At 41.7% G+C, this 15,236-nt stretch carries 16 protein-coding genes; 1 reads left to right on the plus strand and 15 read right to left on the minus strand.

Annotation, left to right across the window (positions count from 1 at the left end; all coding sequences use genetic code 11):
- Positions 1–334 precede the first annotated feature (334 nt).
- Complete coding sequence (locus tag FCJ93_RS19025) at positions 335–1,411, minus strand: D-alanine--D-alanine ligase (RefSeq protein WP_095311750.1); 1,077 nt, start codon at positions 1,409–1,411, stop codon at positions 335–337.
- Between the two features lie 367 nt (positions 1,412–1,778).
- Between FCJ93_RS19025 and FCJ93_RS19030 the strand changes: the two genes are divergently transcribed.
- Positions 1,779–2,969, plus strand: a complete 1,191-nt coding sequence (locus tag FCJ93_RS19030; RefSeq protein WP_095311748.1) for a dicarboxylate/amino acid:cation symporter — start codon at positions 1,779–1,781, stop codon at positions 2,967–2,969.
- Between the two features lie 478 nt (positions 2,970–3,447).
- Here the strand turns inward: FCJ93_RS19030 and FCJ93_RS19035 are convergent, their stop codons facing one another.
- From FCJ93_RS19035 to FCJ93_RS19100, 14 genes are read right to left on the minus strand one after another with little or no spacing between them, the layout of a single operon-like run.
- Positions 3,448–4,068, minus strand: coding sequence for a histidine phosphatase family protein (locus FCJ93_RS19035; protein ID WP_137744403.1), 621 nt, complete (start codon positions 4,066–4,068; stop codon positions 3,448–3,450).
- Positions 4,069–4,080: 12 nt separating this feature from the next.
- Positions 4,081–4,758, minus strand: a complete 678-nt coding sequence (locus FCJ93_RS19040; RefSeq protein ID WP_095311743.1) for an AIR synthase related protein — start codon at positions 4,756–4,758, stop codon at positions 4,081–4,083.
- Entirely contained in the window at positions 4,755–5,243 is a 489-nt protein-coding gene (locus FCJ93_RS19045) for an ECF transporter S component (RefSeq protein WP_095311741.1), read from the minus strand. The genes FCJ93_RS19040 and FCJ93_RS19045 overlap by 4 nt, the downstream gene beginning before the upstream one ends.
- Positions 5,224–5,817, minus strand: a complete 594-nt coding sequence (locus FCJ93_RS19050; protein ID WP_137744404.1) for a cob(I)yrinic acid a,c-diamide adenosyltransferase — start codon at positions 5,815–5,817, stop codon at positions 5,224–5,226. The genes FCJ93_RS19045 and FCJ93_RS19050 overlap by 20 nt, the downstream gene beginning before the upstream one ends.
- Positions 5,814–6,224, minus strand: coding sequence for a bifunctional adenosylcobinamide kinase/adenosylcobinamide-phosphate guanylyltransferase (locus FCJ93_RS19055; protein WP_095311737.1), 411 nt, complete (start codon positions 6,222–6,224; stop codon positions 5,814–5,816). The genes FCJ93_RS19050 and FCJ93_RS19055 overlap by 4 nt, the downstream gene beginning before the upstream one ends.
- On the minus strand, positions 6,176–6,733 hold the full coding sequence (locus FCJ93_RS19060; RefSeq protein ID WP_235879541.1) for a histidine phosphatase family protein: 558 nt from the start codon (positions 6,731–6,733) through the stop codon (positions 6,176–6,178). The genes FCJ93_RS19055 and FCJ93_RS19060 overlap by 49 nt, the downstream gene beginning before the upstream one ends.
- 26 nt (positions 6,734–6,759) lie before the next feature.
- Entirely contained in the window at positions 6,760–7,551 is a 792-nt protein-coding gene (gene cobS / locus FCJ93_RS19065; RefSeq protein WP_095311733.1) for an adenosylcobinamide-GDP ribazoletransferase, read from the minus strand.
- Positions 7,548–9,050 carry a cobyric acid synthase gene (locus FCJ93_RS19070; protein WP_137744405.1) on the minus strand — a complete coding sequence of 501 codons (1,503 nt, stop codon included), beginning with the start codon at positions 9,048–9,050 and terminating at the stop codon, positions 7,548–7,550. The genes cobS and FCJ93_RS19070 overlap by 4 nt, the downstream gene beginning before the upstream one ends.
- Entirely contained in the window at positions 9,047–9,592 is a 546-nt protein-coding gene (locus FCJ93_RS19075) for a bifunctional adenosylcobinamide kinase/adenosylcobinamide-phosphate guanylyltransferase (RefSeq protein ID WP_235879542.1), read from the minus strand. Before FCJ93_RS19075 ends, FCJ93_RS19070 begins: the two co-directional genes overlap by 4 nt.
- Complete coding sequence (gene cobD / locus FCJ93_RS19080) at positions 9,589–10,650, minus strand: threonine-phosphate decarboxylase CobD (protein ID WP_137744406.1); 1,062 nt, start codon at positions 10,648–10,650, stop codon at positions 9,589–9,591. The genes FCJ93_RS19075 and cobD overlap by 4 nt, the downstream gene beginning before the upstream one ends.
- Positions 10,607–11,587, minus strand: a complete 981-nt coding sequence (gene cbiB / locus FCJ93_RS19085; protein WP_095311724.1) for an adenosylcobinamide-phosphate synthase CbiB — start codon at positions 11,585–11,587, stop codon at positions 10,607–10,609. Before cbiB ends, cobD begins: the two co-directional genes overlap by 44 nt.
- Positions 11,584–13,053 (minus strand): adenosylcobinamide amidohydrolase, encoded by a 1,470-nt coding sequence (locus FCJ93_RS19090; protein WP_137744445.1) that lies wholly within the window; start codon positions 13,051–13,053, stop codon positions 11,584–11,586. Before FCJ93_RS19090 ends, cbiB begins: the two co-directional genes overlap by 4 nt.
- Positions 13,046–14,098, minus strand: a complete 1,053-nt coding sequence (locus tag FCJ93_RS19095) for a FecCD family ABC transporter permease (RefSeq protein ID WP_095311720.1) — start codon at positions 14,096–14,098, stop codon at positions 13,046–13,048. Before FCJ93_RS19095 ends, FCJ93_RS19090 begins: the two co-directional genes overlap by 8 nt.
- A gap of 24 nt (positions 14,099–14,122) precedes the next feature.
- Positions 14,123–15,100, minus strand: coding sequence for an ABC transporter substrate-binding protein (locus FCJ93_RS19100; RefSeq protein WP_137744407.1), 978 nt, complete (start codon positions 15,098–15,100; stop codon positions 14,123–14,125).
- Positions 15,101–15,236: the final 136 nt, after the last annotated feature.

The following is a 15,236-nucleotide window of genomic DNA, read 5'->3' on the forward strand; positions in this document are numbered from 1 at the left end:
GCCATACAAACATGAAAGGGCTCGGCCTTTCAAATTTCCCGATTAACCGCGATCTACAGATGCGATACTAGTGGGGCAAAAAGTTTGTTTCGCGGATAGCAGCCTGCGCTAGACCATTCTCAAATTCTCATATTTATATGTTGTACAGAATTGAATCGATTTCATAATGTACAGCCGCTTTTTAAAAAACGAACTATTAAGTTTAAAGTCATTTATATCTGAGTTATTACAAATTAAATATCTGTAATATTCGATTTATGTTCGTTTTTTAACTTGAAGTGCGCAATTATGAAATTGACTCACTTATAAAACATAAAAAATATTACCTTAAAACTTAGAAGGAATATTTAATTTTTTGTTTTTCCTCATGCCTTTCAAGCCCGAGTTCAACGAGTCGTTCGATAAGCTGTGGATAGTCTACACCTGTATGTTTCCATAGTAACGGAAACATACTAAAAGGAGTGAATCCAGGCATTGTATTTACTTCGTTAATGTACGCCTGACCATCTTTCGTAAGGAAAAAATCCGCCCTTACCAAACCAGAACAATCAAGAGCTTTAAACGCGCGCAAAGCCAGTTCCTGAAGCATCGCATATTCGTCTTCCGCAATTTCTGCCGGAATAATTAAAGCGGTATTGCCATCCTCATACTTTGCCTTATAGTCATAAAATTCAACCTTAGGAATAATTTCGCCTGCAACCGAACATTGTGGTTTATCATTCCCTAAAACGCCAAGCTCTATTTCTCTCGCTTCAATACCTTGTTCAATAATGATCTTTCGATCGAACTGGAAAGCTTCCTTGAATGCCCCTTCCAGTTCTTCACGATTTGAACACTTACTAATCCCGACACTTGAACCTAGATTGGCTGGCTTCACAAAACAAGGATAGCCGAGTTCTTCCTCCACCACCCCATATGCTTTTTCCCGATTATGCTCCCATTCACTGCGGATAAACCACACATAATTAACTTGCGGGAGTCCTGCTTGTGCAAAGATGTTTTTCATGATAACTTTATCCATTCCTGCTGAGGAAGCTAAAACACCATTTCCTACATACGGGAGATTTAAGAGCTCCAACAAACCTTGAACCGTTCCGTCTTCTCCATTGGGTCCGTGCAGCAGTGGAAAAATAACATCAAATGACCCCTCACTTTGCTCAGCTTGAAAAAGCGTTGGTGCCAATGCCGTTGGAGGTAGAGCTTCTCCGTGGGAAAATTGAAGTGATGTCACACTCTCAACTTTTCCATTTAATAATGGCCCCTTTATCCACTCTCCATTCTCAGCAATATAAATGGGATGAATATCAAATTTATCATGCTCTAATGCATTTATAACTGCAAGTGCTGTTTGCAAGGAAACATGATGCTCCGCTGATTTCCCGCCATACAATAACCCTAATTTTTTTTTCATCAGACGTTCCTCCATTTTTCAGCCGAGCAATACAACTCTAGCCATTCTTAACTTTTACCTTCTTTCAAACCTTTCTCTATTTTATCACTTAATCAAAAAAGGACGAGGGTAAGAAGCAATATTTTTAAGTATTTTTTATCTTCATTCTTATATGTATGAAAGCAATGCTTGCTTTACACCTATTATACAACCTACTTGGTGAAGGAAGCGAATAACAGCGGAAAAAAGACTTTTGGTTCGGAATATTTTTCGAATTAATTGAATAATTTAATTTTACTGAAATAATTTTTACTACTTAACAGATGAAAAAAAAGAATGTATAATCAATCCATCTTGAAAAAACATCTGTTTTTCTTAGGAGGACATTATGAAAAAGCTCGGACTACTGCCTCGCATCATTCTTGCGATTGGGCTCGGAATTATCATTGGTTTAATCTCACCTGAATGGCTTATTAAAATATTGGCAACCTTTAACGGATTATTTGGAAATTTTCTCGGTTTTGCTATTCCATTAATCATAATAGGTTTCATCGCTCCAGGAATCGGAACAATGGGACGTGGAGCTGGTAAACTTCTTGGGGTTACAACAGGACTGGCCTATGGTTCAACAATTATTGCCGGACTAATAGCATTTTTTGCAGCCAACACACTCTACCCTACTATTCTAAGGAATCAAAGCCTTACATCCTTCGAGAATCCAGAAGAAGCTTTACTATCAGGTTATTTTCAAGTTGATATGCCGCCAATAATGGGAGTAATGACAGCATTATTACTAGCCTTTACTTTAGGACTTGGAATGGCAGCATTAAAGAATAATGCTTTGTTACACGTCATGAATGATTTCCGTTCAATTGTTGAAAAATTAATTGAAAAAGTGATTATTCCACTGTTACCTATTCATATTTTCGGGATATTTTCCAATATGACTTACGGCGGTCAGGTTGGCGACATCATGAGTGTATTTGCTAAAGTATTCGTCATGATCATTGCACTCCATGTTCTCTATTTAGTGCTGCAATATTTCGTAGCGGGCTCAGTCTCAAAAAGAAACCCTTTTCGCCTGTTAAAAGAAATGGCACCAGCCTATTTTACTGCACTTGGAACACAATCTTCCGCTTCCACGATTCCCGTAACTTTGATCCACACGAAAAAATTAGGGGCACGGACAAAAACGGCGGATTTTTCTGTACCATTACTGGCAACGATTCATCTATCTGGCAGTACAATAACCCTTGTCAGTTGTGCGATTGCTGTGTTGATGCTGCAGGGGCAAGAGATAACATTCACAGGGATCCTCCCATTTATTTTTATGCTTGGTGTAACCATGATTGCTGCACCTGGTGTACCAGGGGGGGCAGTGATGGCAGCGCTTGGATTATTAGAAACGATGCTAGGCTTCGATTCCACGATGCTATCGCTGATGATCGCCTTATACTTAGCACAAGACAGCTTTGGAACTGCTTGTAACGTCACTGGTGATGGAGCTCTCACAGTCATTGCTGATAAAATTTCTGGACAGGACGATCCGTCAGAACAAAACGCTGAAATAGCTAGTTAAAATAATGTAGAAACAAACTCTAAATAATTTGCTCAAGAACGCAGGCATTAGACGATATTGATTGACATACACTGGCCATCATCCTCGTTTCATAGCCTGCGTTTTTTATATAAGGGCTTTGTTAAACAAAATTGGTTTTCGGTATCCCATTATGGAATCAGAGAAAAATGAACCAACACCGACATATAACAAGTTTATATAAAAGCTCTTATAAAAATTGGTTATGTAAGATTAGAAAAAAATAATACTATAGCTGCAGCAAAACAAGGGGGCCCTTTATTTAAATAGCCCGCGGATCACTGCTTTAAAGACAATGAAAGTTCAAATAGCTTTCCTTCATCTCATCTGAGCACAGACAAAGAAGGACTTCACAATTTTTTTAAAATGGCTCTTGCACTAAAGGCAGAAAAAATCCCACACCCAAATGCGATTTTTCATTCTGGTTGTGGGATTAATATTGAAAATTTCCATAGCATCCCTAAAACAAATGCTTCTCCTCTTTATGGGCAAGATCTCCTTCAAGGAGCAGCGTTCGATTTCCATCTTTTATCGTGATAATTGTTAAGCTGGTTCCTTCAATAATAGGCGGATCCCACACAAATTCCAAAGAACGCCCCTTCAAAATCGTCTGGAGAACCTTAATAACGACCCCGTGGGTAACAACTAGGACATTTCCATTCTGATGCGCTTTTTCAAGATCCTGGAGAATAGAATCCACTCTTTGTTTTACATCGACAAAGCTTTCTCCTGTTCCTTTAAAAAGGTGGGGCTTTTCTTCATATAGATGGTGCAAATCCGGTTCAGTTTGCTTAATTTCTTCAGTCGTCCGTCCTTCCCATTCACCTAAATGAATTTCCATTAATCTTTCATCTGTTTTCAAGGGCATTGCCCGATTGCCCATAATGAGCTTTGCTGTTTCGACAGCACGCTTGCTTGGGCTTGCATAGACCATGTCAAAGTCTGTGTTCTTCAGCCTTTCTCCTAACAGTTTTGCATCTCTGACACCGTTTGCTGTTAAATTGGAATTCAGTCGTCCCTGCAGTCTTTTTTCCACATTCCATTCCGTCTCCCCATGCCTTGTTACAAATAGCTGCAGCAACTGTCTCCCTCCTTACTTTAAAAAATGAAAATACTGCCCTGCAATACTAACAAGCTCACTCTCTTTTTCTTTCGGATACATTAATAAAAAGCTAGTCGCCGGACCTCCTGATTTAAAAAAGTCAATCCCATCAGATGTTTTGACGAAATTTAGCTTCTCCAGTTCATAGGCTATCCCTTTCGAACCAATTGGCCATACAGTAACGTCCTCTCTTAAACTAAGCTGATAAAAAAGCGATAGTGGTGCCACTTGATCGGCAAATTCCATTACTTCATTTCCTACTAACGGCAAACCAATAAGAGCAACTTCAGACGACTCTGGTAATCTATTTATTTCTGTTGCCATGCCAATAACATTCAATCCAACGGCTGACTGCATAAGTGGAAAATTGCTTTCCGTGCTCCCTGTAATTTGTATGTCCCTTATCCCTAACTCTGACAAACCTTTTTCCACCCCAACAACTAATTCCTCCCACTCGTCTTCACCGCAAAAATTGTGAATGGCCACAGCAAAAGGTTTGGCTCCCGCCGCTAAACACTCCATTACTGCTACTCGAAAAGAAAAATAGCCAACTATGTCGTAGGCTACCTTTACAAGATCATGTCCCTTCATGCCAATTCCACCACTATTATCTGTTGTGATTACGAGGGAATCTTGTTCACCGATGGGAATGACAAGGGCATTTCTCATCCCTTTACCGCCCCTTTATCATACACACCCTTAAAAAAAGAATGTAATCTTGGAATTAAAAGAAGAGCAACAACAGTATTCACTAACGAACCAATCAATAAAGAAGGTAACAGGGCACTATAGAAGGCCAAGCCATAGAAATAAATAAACGGAAGTGGGGCAAGAACCGCGTTTCCGAAAACAAAGAAAACGCTTGCCAGCCACTTTCTTTTCCACAAATACGCAAAACTAAATGCCAGAACTCCCATTTCTACTGCTACAATGAAGTGCAGGGGACCCATAGGCATTCCGCCTAAAAGTGCAGAAACAAAATGACCAAAGGCAGCCACAATTGCTCCTGGAGCACCGCCAAAAAAGACAGCTGCAAGTAAAGCCGGAAATGCATCTAACGCTACACTTCCAATGATCGCTGGAATTTTTATACTCGCACCAACAACAGAAAGGCCAATAAAAACAGCAAGGAGACTAATTTTCCTTCCGTTCATCTTTGCGCTTCCCTCCTCTAAACACATTCGCACTTCTTACATATTCAACGTCCTTGACATTCAAACGGAAATTAATGACACGTGCTAAGGCAAAGAAGTAGTCGGAGAGCCGATTTAAATATTGGAGACAGACTGTAGGCGCAGTATCATCCGCTTTTATTAAACTAACCACTAATCGCTCAGCTCTTCTTGTAACCGTTCTGGCAATATGAATGGTCGCAGATGCCTTAGCTCCACCTGGCAGGATAAAGCGCTCTAATTCAGGTGCTTCAGCAATAAGTTCATCAATTTTTTCTTCTAAATAAGCAATTGCTTCTTCCGTTAGTTTTGGTTCGCGTTTTTTCGTAATATTTGCTAAGTCGCCGCCACAATCAAACAACTCATGCTGAATCTTTTCAAGATCCAAAAGAACATCCTTAAACAAGGTTGCATCCAATTCGGTTACAGCCTGACCGACAAAGCAATTCACCTCATCTACTGTTCCATACGCTTCAACACGAATATCATCTTTATCAACTCTGCCGCCAATAATGCTTGTTTGTCCTTTGTCACCCGTTTTAGTGTACAGTCTCATTTTGAATCCTCCTTAATCGTTTGGTTTATGCCATACCAAATCACATCGACCTGCTCACAAAGACCAACTAAATCTTGATAAATCCAGCCTGTTCGATCACGCCAATCGCGCTCCGCCCTTTCCATTGGAACAATTCCTTTTGAAATATCTGTTCCAATGAAAATTACTCTACGGGATGCATCTTCTTGCTCCCACCTATGCCATATTGCAAATTGACTCAACCACTCTTCACGCGTGTCCGAGCTTTCCTTCACCCACTGCTCCAATCCCTCTAAAACAACATGGGCAACATGAACATTTTGAATAAACGGTTCACCCTTATAAGCAGAAATCCATTTTGCCTCCGGGAATCGAGCTTTTACCCATTTTGCTTTTCCATTAAAGGCACCTCCCGTAACGAAATGCATCGGTTTCCCCTCCTTAACTGCTCCACATCAAATAACAGCTCATAGCCAGTGCCATGGACAATGCTCCAATCCCAAAATGGCTTGTGCACCGGTGCCAATCGATTTAATAAATATTTGATTACTCCACCATGGGTAACGATAAAGGGACGCGCTCCATTTTCCTCATGCAAATATCGGCAGATTCGCTCCCAGCCTGCGTCAACTCGATTGGCAAATTGCTCAAAAGATTCTCCATTTGGCGGGGCATGGATAACCGGGTTCTCAAGCCATTTTTGATAGCTTATGTCATCCTTTAATTGTTCATAGGTCTTTCCTTGAAAATCGCCAAAATGCATTTCTCTGAATTCCATAACTGTTTTCGGCTCAACTGTAGAAAATAAAAGCTTCATTGTGTGTAAACAACGATTTAAGTCGCTGCTCACATACAAATCATAGGCTTGCACATCTAGTTGATAGGAAGAAAGCTGTGCAATTGCCTCCATGCTTAGAGGTGAATCATTCCAGCCCATATATTGCTTCCTTCTATTTCCCTCCGTTAAACCATGACGAAATAATGTAATAACCACAGTGCCATCCATAACATGATTTCAGTCCCTTCCACTGAGGCCCCAAGCACGTCCCCCGTAATGCCTCCGAACCATTTCACCACTTTGACACGAATCAAATAATAGCAAAGAATGGCAACGCTAACGAGGATTATGAGCGGAAGCATAATCCCGCTCCAACCACTAATAAAAATGGTGGCAATTACGATAAGATACAACGGATATCCAGCTAATGATCGACTATTTCCCGCTTCCTGAAAAAGAGCAGCCAAACCATCCTTTTTAGCTGAAGGGATCGTCACCAGCACAATGCCCATTACACTTTTCCCAAGAAACGGGATCAGCATGAGCAAAAAATAACTGGCATACGTCATTGAAGCTAGAATCTCATAAATAAATAAAAATCGACTGCTTAATAAAACGAAAACCGATAAAACGCCAAAAGCACCTGTTCTCGGGTCCTTCATAATCTCTAATCGCTTGGCCTGATCCTGATAGGAAAAGAACGCATCACTGGCATCCATCCACCCATCTAGATGGATGCCACCAGTCATCACTATGACCGCAAGCCAGAGCAGAAATGCGCTCGCTAAAAGCGAAAGCGGTGAATAATTGGTTAAAAAATATAATAACGCACTATAAACAATCCCCTGCAGTAAACCGACAAGCGGAAATGTTTTAATACTACTTTGCAAATGCTGATGATCGAGGGGAAGGGCGGTGCGAATCGGTATCGCAGTGAAAAATTGCAGATTCAATAAAAAGCCTCTTACAAATTTCACCCTTCTGTCCCCCAACCGCTTACGATTCTTTTAATTTTATCCCAATCCATATATTTTTTTAGCGTGAGAGCTAGTTCATCATATTTCGATTCTTTTAAGTCCTGGCGATATAGTATATTCCTTGTTGGAAGCTGCTTACTTCGCCGAATTTCATTTAACCAAAAATTTCTAAACTCATCATTGTGAAAGAGATGATGGACATACGTTCCGATTGTTTTTCCATCTTCACTGTAGTAGCCCTCTTCTTTTCCATCCTCTAAAATTAAAAAGGGTCTCCCCTTCTCGAGCGATTCAGTTACGCCAAGATGAATTTCATAGCCTTCAATCGGCCGACTGCCTTTCACTTTTATAGTTGGGGCGTACTTCCCTTTGAAGCGCACTGTTTTTTTGTCAGCTGTAAACACCGTTGTACTCGGAATCATCTGAAGCCCCTTTAAACGATTGCCAATAACACCTGTATCAGAACCTGCCACATCAACAATTTCTTGACCTAGCATTTGATATCCGCCGCATAAGCCAACAATGCGACCGCCATTTTCTACATATTCATTCAAACGCCCAGCTAGTCCTGACTCCAGCAAATACGTTAAATCGTTGATTGTGCTTTTCGTTCCTGGAATGATAACCGCATCAGGCTGACCAAAATGGGATAGATTCTTAATAAAGCGCACACTCACGTCCTCTTCATCATAAAACGGCTCAATATCACTGTAGTTAGAGATGAAAGGCAAGTGGATAACAGCAATATCGATATCGCCATTCCCATTTCGATTGGTTTGAATCGACAAAGAATCCTCCCCGTCAATCATGTGATTGTGAACATATGGCAATACCCCTAAAACCGGCACTCCTGTTCTGTCTTCTAACCACTTTACTCCATCCTCAAAAAGGCTCATATCTCCACGGAATTTATTGATAAAAACCCCTCTTACTCTCTTTCGCTCGTCTGGATCAAGCAGTTCCAACGTTCCAACCACATTCGCAAATACTCCACCTCGATCAATGTCTGCAACGAGGATAACCGGGACATCAGCAAGCTCAGCCACTTTCATATTGACAATTTCCCGATCCTTTAAATTGATTTCAGCCGGACTCCCCGCTCCTTCAATGACCACTACATCAAAGCCTTCTGCTAAATGCCCGAGAGACTTTTTAATAACTTTTATCCCTTCATCGTAAAAATGAGAACGATACCCTTTTCCCGATAAAGTTTGTACCGCTTTTCCTAGCAAGACAACCTCTGACTGCATATCCGATCTTGGCTTAAGCAAGATGGGATTCATCCATACGGTCGCTTCCGTTTTTGCCGCCTCTGCTTGAATTCCCTGCGCCCGTCCAATTTCTTTGCCATCCACTGTCACATATGAATTATTGGACATATTTTGAGACTTAAAAGGAGCAACCTTTACTCCTTCGAGGGCAAAGAGACGGCAGAGAGCCGTCACAACGAGACTCTTTCCTACATCTGAAGCCGTACCTTGAATCATCACACCTTTCATGCCATTTCCTCCTTCATTACAATAGGAATTCCAGCTTCCACTAAATAAGCCTTTTCAGACCGGGCAACAAGGACTTGATGTAAATTCCCTATTATTCTACTATATTCCAAAACAAGCTTATTCTCATGGTTAATTCCTTCCCACAATACTTCATTGCTCACTAAAATCAGCTCAGCACAGCAGGCTTGGACACTTTCTATTCCATGCAGCAATTTCGTCAATACTTGCGGATTCCAATTTTGTTGAGAAAACAATTCATTGTTTAACAGCGTCGTAACACAATCAAGAAGAACAATATCTTTACTAGTGAAAGACTCGGCCACCGCTTCAATCCCTGTCGACTGTTCCCATGTTCTCCACGACCATTCACTCTCTTCTCTTTCCCGCTGATGCCTTGCTATTCTCTTTGCCATTTCCTGATCACTTGCTACTCCAGTCGCAAGATAATGAAGTGCTCCACCTAGTTTCTGTGCCTTTTCCTTTGCGAGCTGCTCTGCAAAAGAACTTTTTCCACTTCTAACTCCACCTGTAATAAATATCATTTTCTCCATCCCTTTAATGCCGCAAGTAACTGGTTGTTTTCCGCTTTGCTCTTAATGGCAACCCGGAGCCAATGATCCTCTATTCCAGGAAAATTCATCGTATGCCGAAGAACGATCCCCTGTCGCAATAAATACACAAACAGTGGCAGCTGCGATTCGATATCAGGCCATCTCAAAAGGTAAAAATTCGTTTGCGACGGAGAGAACTCATATCCTTCCTTGTGGAAAAAAGCAAAAAGTCTCTCTCTTTCATTCTCGATATAATCGCGTGTCTCCTCAATAAACACTTCTTCTTTGAGGCATGCCTCCCCCGCACGAATGGCAATGCCATTAACACTCCAATGGGATTTATAGTTTTTAAGACTAGCGATTACACGCTCATCTGCCAATATGTATCCCAGCCTCAAACTGGGAATCGCAAACATTTTCGTCATTGAACGAAGAAGAATGACATTGGCATAGTGCTGCAAGATTGGAACAAGGGAGCGGTAGCTTTTGCAAAAATCATAAAACGCTTCATCTATTACTAAATAAGCTTCATGCTCTTTACATCGTTTGGCTAATGACAGCATTTGCTCAAACGAAAAACAAACGCCTGTAGGATTATTAGGATTACATAAAAAGACAGCCTCAACTTCATTTAATGGCAGCTCGTTCAATGAATACTGCCAGTTCTCGTCTAAAAAGTGGTAGACAATGTCGCAATGATTAGCCCGGCAGGCCTGTTCATATTCAGAAAAGGTTGGCTGGATAATGAGGATCTTTTTGCGCGCAAATAATCTCCCTAACAATGCAATAAGCTCTGCCCCACCGTTTGCAACCATAACCATTTCTTCCTCTAGCCCTTCCTTAGAGGCAATCATCCCCCTCAAAGAAGCTGCTTCCGGATCGGGGTACTCAGCAATGTCCGAAAACAAATCAGACCAAATTTCTTTTAAAATTTGCGGTGGTCCTAACGGATTAATATTCGCGCTCAAATCAACGATTTTCTCCGGAAGGGGCAGATTCATAGCTTTATAAATATAACGCGGATTTGCTCCATGTGCTGGCCAATTCAATTGCAATTCCTCCAATCCAGAGCAGAAGGATAAATAATATAGTTGTACTTGTTAAAATGCGATTTGTCAGCAGGATATGAGACTTTTCCAACGGTGTGTAAGCCTCACCCATTCGAGCCCGGTTGGAAACCAGTCCCTTATAATAATTCACTCCACCTAGTTGAACTCCCAGAAGAACTGCCACCGCTGCCTCAAGCCACCCGCTGTTCGGACTGGGATGTTTTCTTGCATCCCGCAGAAATATTCGCCATGCATCCGTTCTTTTTAGCAATAACGGTTTGTGGGCCATTAACATCATACAACCAGAAAGACGACTAGGCAGCCAATTAACGAGATCATCAAGCTTCGCAGAGGCCCAGCCAAATTGGAGAAAGCGTTCATTTTTGTAGCCGACCATGGAATCACATGTGTTAATCGCACGATACACCATGGCAAGCGGGGCACCACCAATAAGAGCCCAAAACAAAGGAGCAGTAACCCCATCACTCGTATTTTCCGCCACGGTCTCTACCGTTCCTCTGACTAATTCGCTTTCACCAAGCCGCTCTGTGTCCCTGCCCACAATATAGGACAATTTTAAACGCGCTTCTTGCAAATCACCTTTTTGCAGCGGTTTGTATACTTCAAGAGCAGCTTCCTGCAGGCTCTTTCGAGCAATTGTTGTCGCAATTAATAGACTTTCCACTAAAATCCCTGCGGCCACATGTATTTGATAACTCAGCCACACAATACTAGCTGTTGCCGTCAGTACAGTGAGTACAATCAACAGCACCATTGCGGCACCTTTTATCCGCAGTGAATTCTTTTTATTCAAACGCTTTTCTAATAAGGAGATAAAAGTGCCCATCCACTTTACAGGGTGGGGCCATTTTGGCGGATCTCCGACAATTGCGTCAATCACCACGGCAATTGTTAACGCGATCAAATGATTGATCATAGCTGTTGCTTCCTTTTGCGACTGTTTTCAATAGCCTCTGTTGTACATTGAAACACGCCTTGACTAATGAGCTTTCCGAGTGGAGTGATCGTTCCGGCGAACTCTAGTTCTTTCCCTGTTTGCGTTGCTGCTATAAGAATACTATCCGTTGATGTTCCAGTGGCGATCGTGCCCGTAACAATATCCACTACCTTCAGATTCTCCATTGCCTTTACTTTTGCCTCCGTAGCCGTCATGACGCTTTGGATAAAAGCCTCCTCCGTCAGCTTTCCATTAATGAATATCCAGGTATTAATCGTTCCAGGTATGAGTTCAAAAGAGTGCTCAACACTTTTCGAAGCATCGACTGCATTGCCAACTCCTGCCGTCACAATCACGAGAACAGAAAAACCATCTGCCTTTAACAATTTGTAGGCAACATCCTCAACATGAACTGCCGTCATCATTCCGATTGTCTCCGACGGTTCAAAGCCCCGTTCTCTTAAAAATTGCCTCATTTCTTGGCGATGATCGGAGCAATCATAGCTTTTATCAACATGACGATTAACAAAGGTATGTTGCCAGCCCAACCCTGAACCTACCACTCCCGATGACATGGTTCGCAACGGAATCGGAGATTGAAGAGAAATGTACTCCTTATTGATTTGCATATAACTTGGCTCAATGACAACATTTGCTTCATTCGCTCCATACTTTGGCAACAATACCATTTGTGGTACTGGAATGCTTGGATGGGGATGCTTTTCAACATCGGTATGGTAGACCTCTTTTATTTTTTCCACCTTCACTACTTCATTCGGAATATCATTTGAATGCACACCACCATTTTCAAGAAGCAAAAGGCGATCACAATAAAGACTTGCTAAATTCAGGTCATGGAAGATCGAAACAACGGTCAGTCCTTTTTCTCCCGTCCATTTTTTTAATAAATCCAGCAGTTCCTTTTGGTAGGACAGATCAAGATGATTCGTCGGTTCATCTAATAGGAGAATTTCAGGCTCCTGAACGAGGGCTTGTGCTAAAAAAACCCGTTGTCTCTCACCCCCGGAAAGGTCTTGAATGCTTTTATGCTGGAAAGAGGCAATCCCCGTTTGTCCCATTGCTTCTTGGACAATTCGTTCATCCTCAACACTCCAAGAGCGAAACCACCCATCTTGATGGGCGTAGCGGCCGAGAGAAACAGTCTCTTTCACCGTATAGGAAAAGGCCTGTGAAGAATGCTGGGATAAAACCGCAATCATCTTTGCTAGTTCCTTCATCGTATAGCTTTTAATAGACTGACCTTTTATCGTGATCCTTCCTTGCCGGAAAGGCAATATCCCCGAAATCATTTTCAGCAAAGTCGTTTTACCGCTGCCATTTGGCCCTAACACTCCAAATAGTTCCCCTTCTCCAACTTGAAATGAGACATTCTTCACTATCAGTTCTCTTGCATATCCACCTGAAAGCTGTTCAACCTTAAGCATCTGATCCACTTCTTTCTCCACTTCGTCTTTTCATCAAAATAATTCCGAAAGCTGGAGCGCCTATTAACGCGGTAATTACTCCGATCGGGAGTTCGATTGGAGAAATGATCGTTCGTGAGACCAAATCAGCCAATATGAGAAAACTGCTCCCTGTCAAGATTGATAGCGGGAGTAAATGGGTGTGGTCCGGTCCCCACAGCATTCTTGTTAAATGAGGAATCACAAGACCAACAAAACCAATCGTCCCCGAAACTGCTACCGCTGCACCAGTTAAAATAGAACCAGCAATTAAAATGACCATCTTCCTTCTCTGCACATTCACACCTAAATGCTGAGCGCGCTCTTCTCCAAAAGACATCGCATTGAGTTCTTTGCTGTTGGCAATAAGAATAATGGTGCCTAAAATAAAGAATGGGAGAATAATCTGTATATAACTCCAGCCTCTCATCGACACACTTCCAAGAAGCCAACCAATGATTTGTCGCAGTTCATCTCCTGTCAAAGCAATTAATAAGGAGATAAATGCCCCTAAAAAAGAACTGAATATAATTCCCGTTAAAATAATCGTCTCAACCTTCATCGCTCTATCAATTTTCCGAGCAAATCCCAATACTACAAATATCGTTAAAAAAGCAAAAAGGATACTGAGTAAAGGTAAAGTAAAAGCTCCTACAAACGGGAGCGAAAATTGAAAAAACAAAGTGAGAACAGCACCTACCGAAGCACCCGAAGAGACTCCTAATGTATAGGGATCGGCCAGTGGATTCCGCAAAAGACCTTGAAAGGCCGCCCCCGCAATTGCGAGTGCCGCCCCCACAAGTCCTGCCAAAATAACTCTTGGTAAACGAATACTTAATACGATATTCGTTTGCATCGGATCAATATGATCAATAGAAATAAAACGGAAAATTTCAGCACCGATGATCTGTACGATATTTCCAATCGGAACAGAAACTGTCCCGATTGAAATACCTAATAATATGGCAATAAGCAAGAAAGCGAGCGCAATTATATAAGCAAAAGCTCTTTGACCCATTCTTTTCATGGTTTTCTCTCCAAACTAAGCAGATCACTCAAATACTTCTGGGTAAATCGCTTTTGCCAGCTCCTCAAGGCCTTCTGCAAGCCTTGGACCAGAACGAGTTACAAGATCTGAATGCACATCATACACCTGCTTATTTTTCACCGCAGCTACATCCTGCCAACCCTCTCTTGAAAGCAATAAGTCAACGGCATTTTCTGTATAATATCCATAAGTTGTAATGATAACGTCCGGATTGCGTTCAATGACAGCTTCTTCGTCCAAATTCACCCAGCCTTCTAAATCCCCAGCACCGTTCTCAGCATGAATAAGGGTGAGCATCTCATCCATAAAAGTATTCTTACCGACAACAAAAATGTCTGGAGCAGGGCTAACTTCAACAATAACTGATTTTGGTTCGGAGATCTCAGCAGCTTTTTCCTCTATTTCTGCAATCTTCGTTTTCATGTTATTGACAATCTCTTCCGCTTTCTCTTGTTCACCTGTAGCAGTTCCAATCATTTCAATCGACTCATATATTTCATTAATCGTCGCTGCATCATTTACAACAAGCACTGTAATGCCTGCATCTCGTAATTGCTGCAAACCTTCCGTCGAATTATGAGCATTTGATGCGTGGGCCAAGACTAAATTCGGGGCAAGAGAAATAATCTTCTCAACATTCATTTCCATACCGCCGATTATTTCCTTTTCAAATACTTCTTCAGGAAAATTATCATGCTCAGAAACCCCGACAATTTCGTTTCCAAGACCAAGAGCAAAGGCAATTTCCGTATTGCTTGGAATTAACGATACGATTTTTTCCGGCTTCGACTCAATTACAACCTCTTCACCAATCGCATCGGTAATCGTTACAGGAAACGCTTCTTCACTGGCGTTTTCCGTACTTCCCTCAGTTTCCTCGACCGCATTGTTTTCTTCGGCGGGTTTTTCGGACTGTCCGCAACCTGCTAAAATTCCTATTGATAACATGAGTAGCAATAAAATTGAGTACCATTTCTTCATCTGTTTTTCCTCCAAAATTAAGTAGTCTGTTGTGCGTGCCAATGGATCGCATAAAAAAACATCTCCATTATAAAGAAATGGAGATGTTGGATTTGCAGCATTGGTGACAAATAGCTTCCAAACACCTCCCTATCCT

It is taken from the genome of Robertmurraya siralis (assembly GCF_005502275.1).
Taxonomy (GTDB): domain Bacteria; phylum Bacillota; class Bacilli; order Bacillales; family Cytobacillaceae; genus Robertmurraya; species Robertmurraya siralis.

Bases quoted from the DNA above. Each gene is read 5' to 3' on its own strand.
- FCJ93_RS19030 (WP_095311748.1), top strand. From the start codon at position 1,779: ATGAAAAAGCTCGGACTACTGCCTCGCATCATTCTTGCGATTGGGCTC.
- FCJ93_RS19090 (WP_137744445.1), bottom strand. From the start codon at position 13,053: ATGCTTAAGGTTGAACAGCTTTCAGGTGGATATGCAAGAGAACTGATA.
- FCJ93_RS19100 (WP_137744407.1), bottom strand. From the start codon at position 15,100: ATGAAGAAATGGTACTCAATTTTATTGCTACTCATGTTATCAATAGGA.
- FCJ93_RS19050 (WP_137744404.1), bottom strand. From the start codon at position 5,817: ATGAGACTGTACACTAAAACGGGTGACAAAGGACAAACAAGCATTATT.
- FCJ93_RS19060 (WP_235879541.1), bottom strand. From the start codon at position 6,733: ATGGGCTGGAATGATTCACCTCTAAGCATGGAGGCAATTGCACAGCTT.
- FCJ93_RS19075 (WP_235879542.1), bottom strand. From the start codon at position 9,592: ATGATATTTATTACAGGTGGAGTTAGAAGTGGAAAAAGTTCTTTTGCA.
- FCJ93_RS19045 (WP_095311741.1), bottom strand. From the start codon at position 5,243: ATGAACGGAAGGAAAATTAGTCTCCTTGCTGTTTTTATTGGCCTTTCT.
- FCJ93_RS19055 (WP_095311737.1), bottom strand. From the start codon at position 6,224: ATGCATTTCGTTACGGGAGGTGCCTTTAATGGAAAAGCAAAATGGGTA.
- FCJ93_RS19040 (WP_095311743.1), bottom strand. From the start codon at position 4,758: ATGAGAAATGCCCTTGTCATTCCCATCGGTGAACAAGATTCCCTCGTA.
- cbiB (WP_095311724.1), bottom strand. From the start codon at position 11,587: ATGATCAATCATTTGATCGCGTTAACAATTGCCGTGGTGATTGACGCA.
- FCJ93_RS19025 (WP_095311750.1), bottom strand. From the start codon at position 1,411: ATGAAAAAAAAATTAGGGTTATTGTATGGCGGGAAATCAGCGGAGCAT.
- FCJ93_RS19095 (WP_095311720.1), bottom strand. From the start codon at position 14,098: ATGAAAAGAATGGGTCAAAGAGCTTTTGCTTATATAATTGCGCTCGCT.
- FCJ93_RS19070 (WP_137744405.1), bottom strand. From the start codon at position 9,050: ATGAAAGGTGTGATGATTCAAGGTACGGCTTCAGATGTAGGAAAGAGT.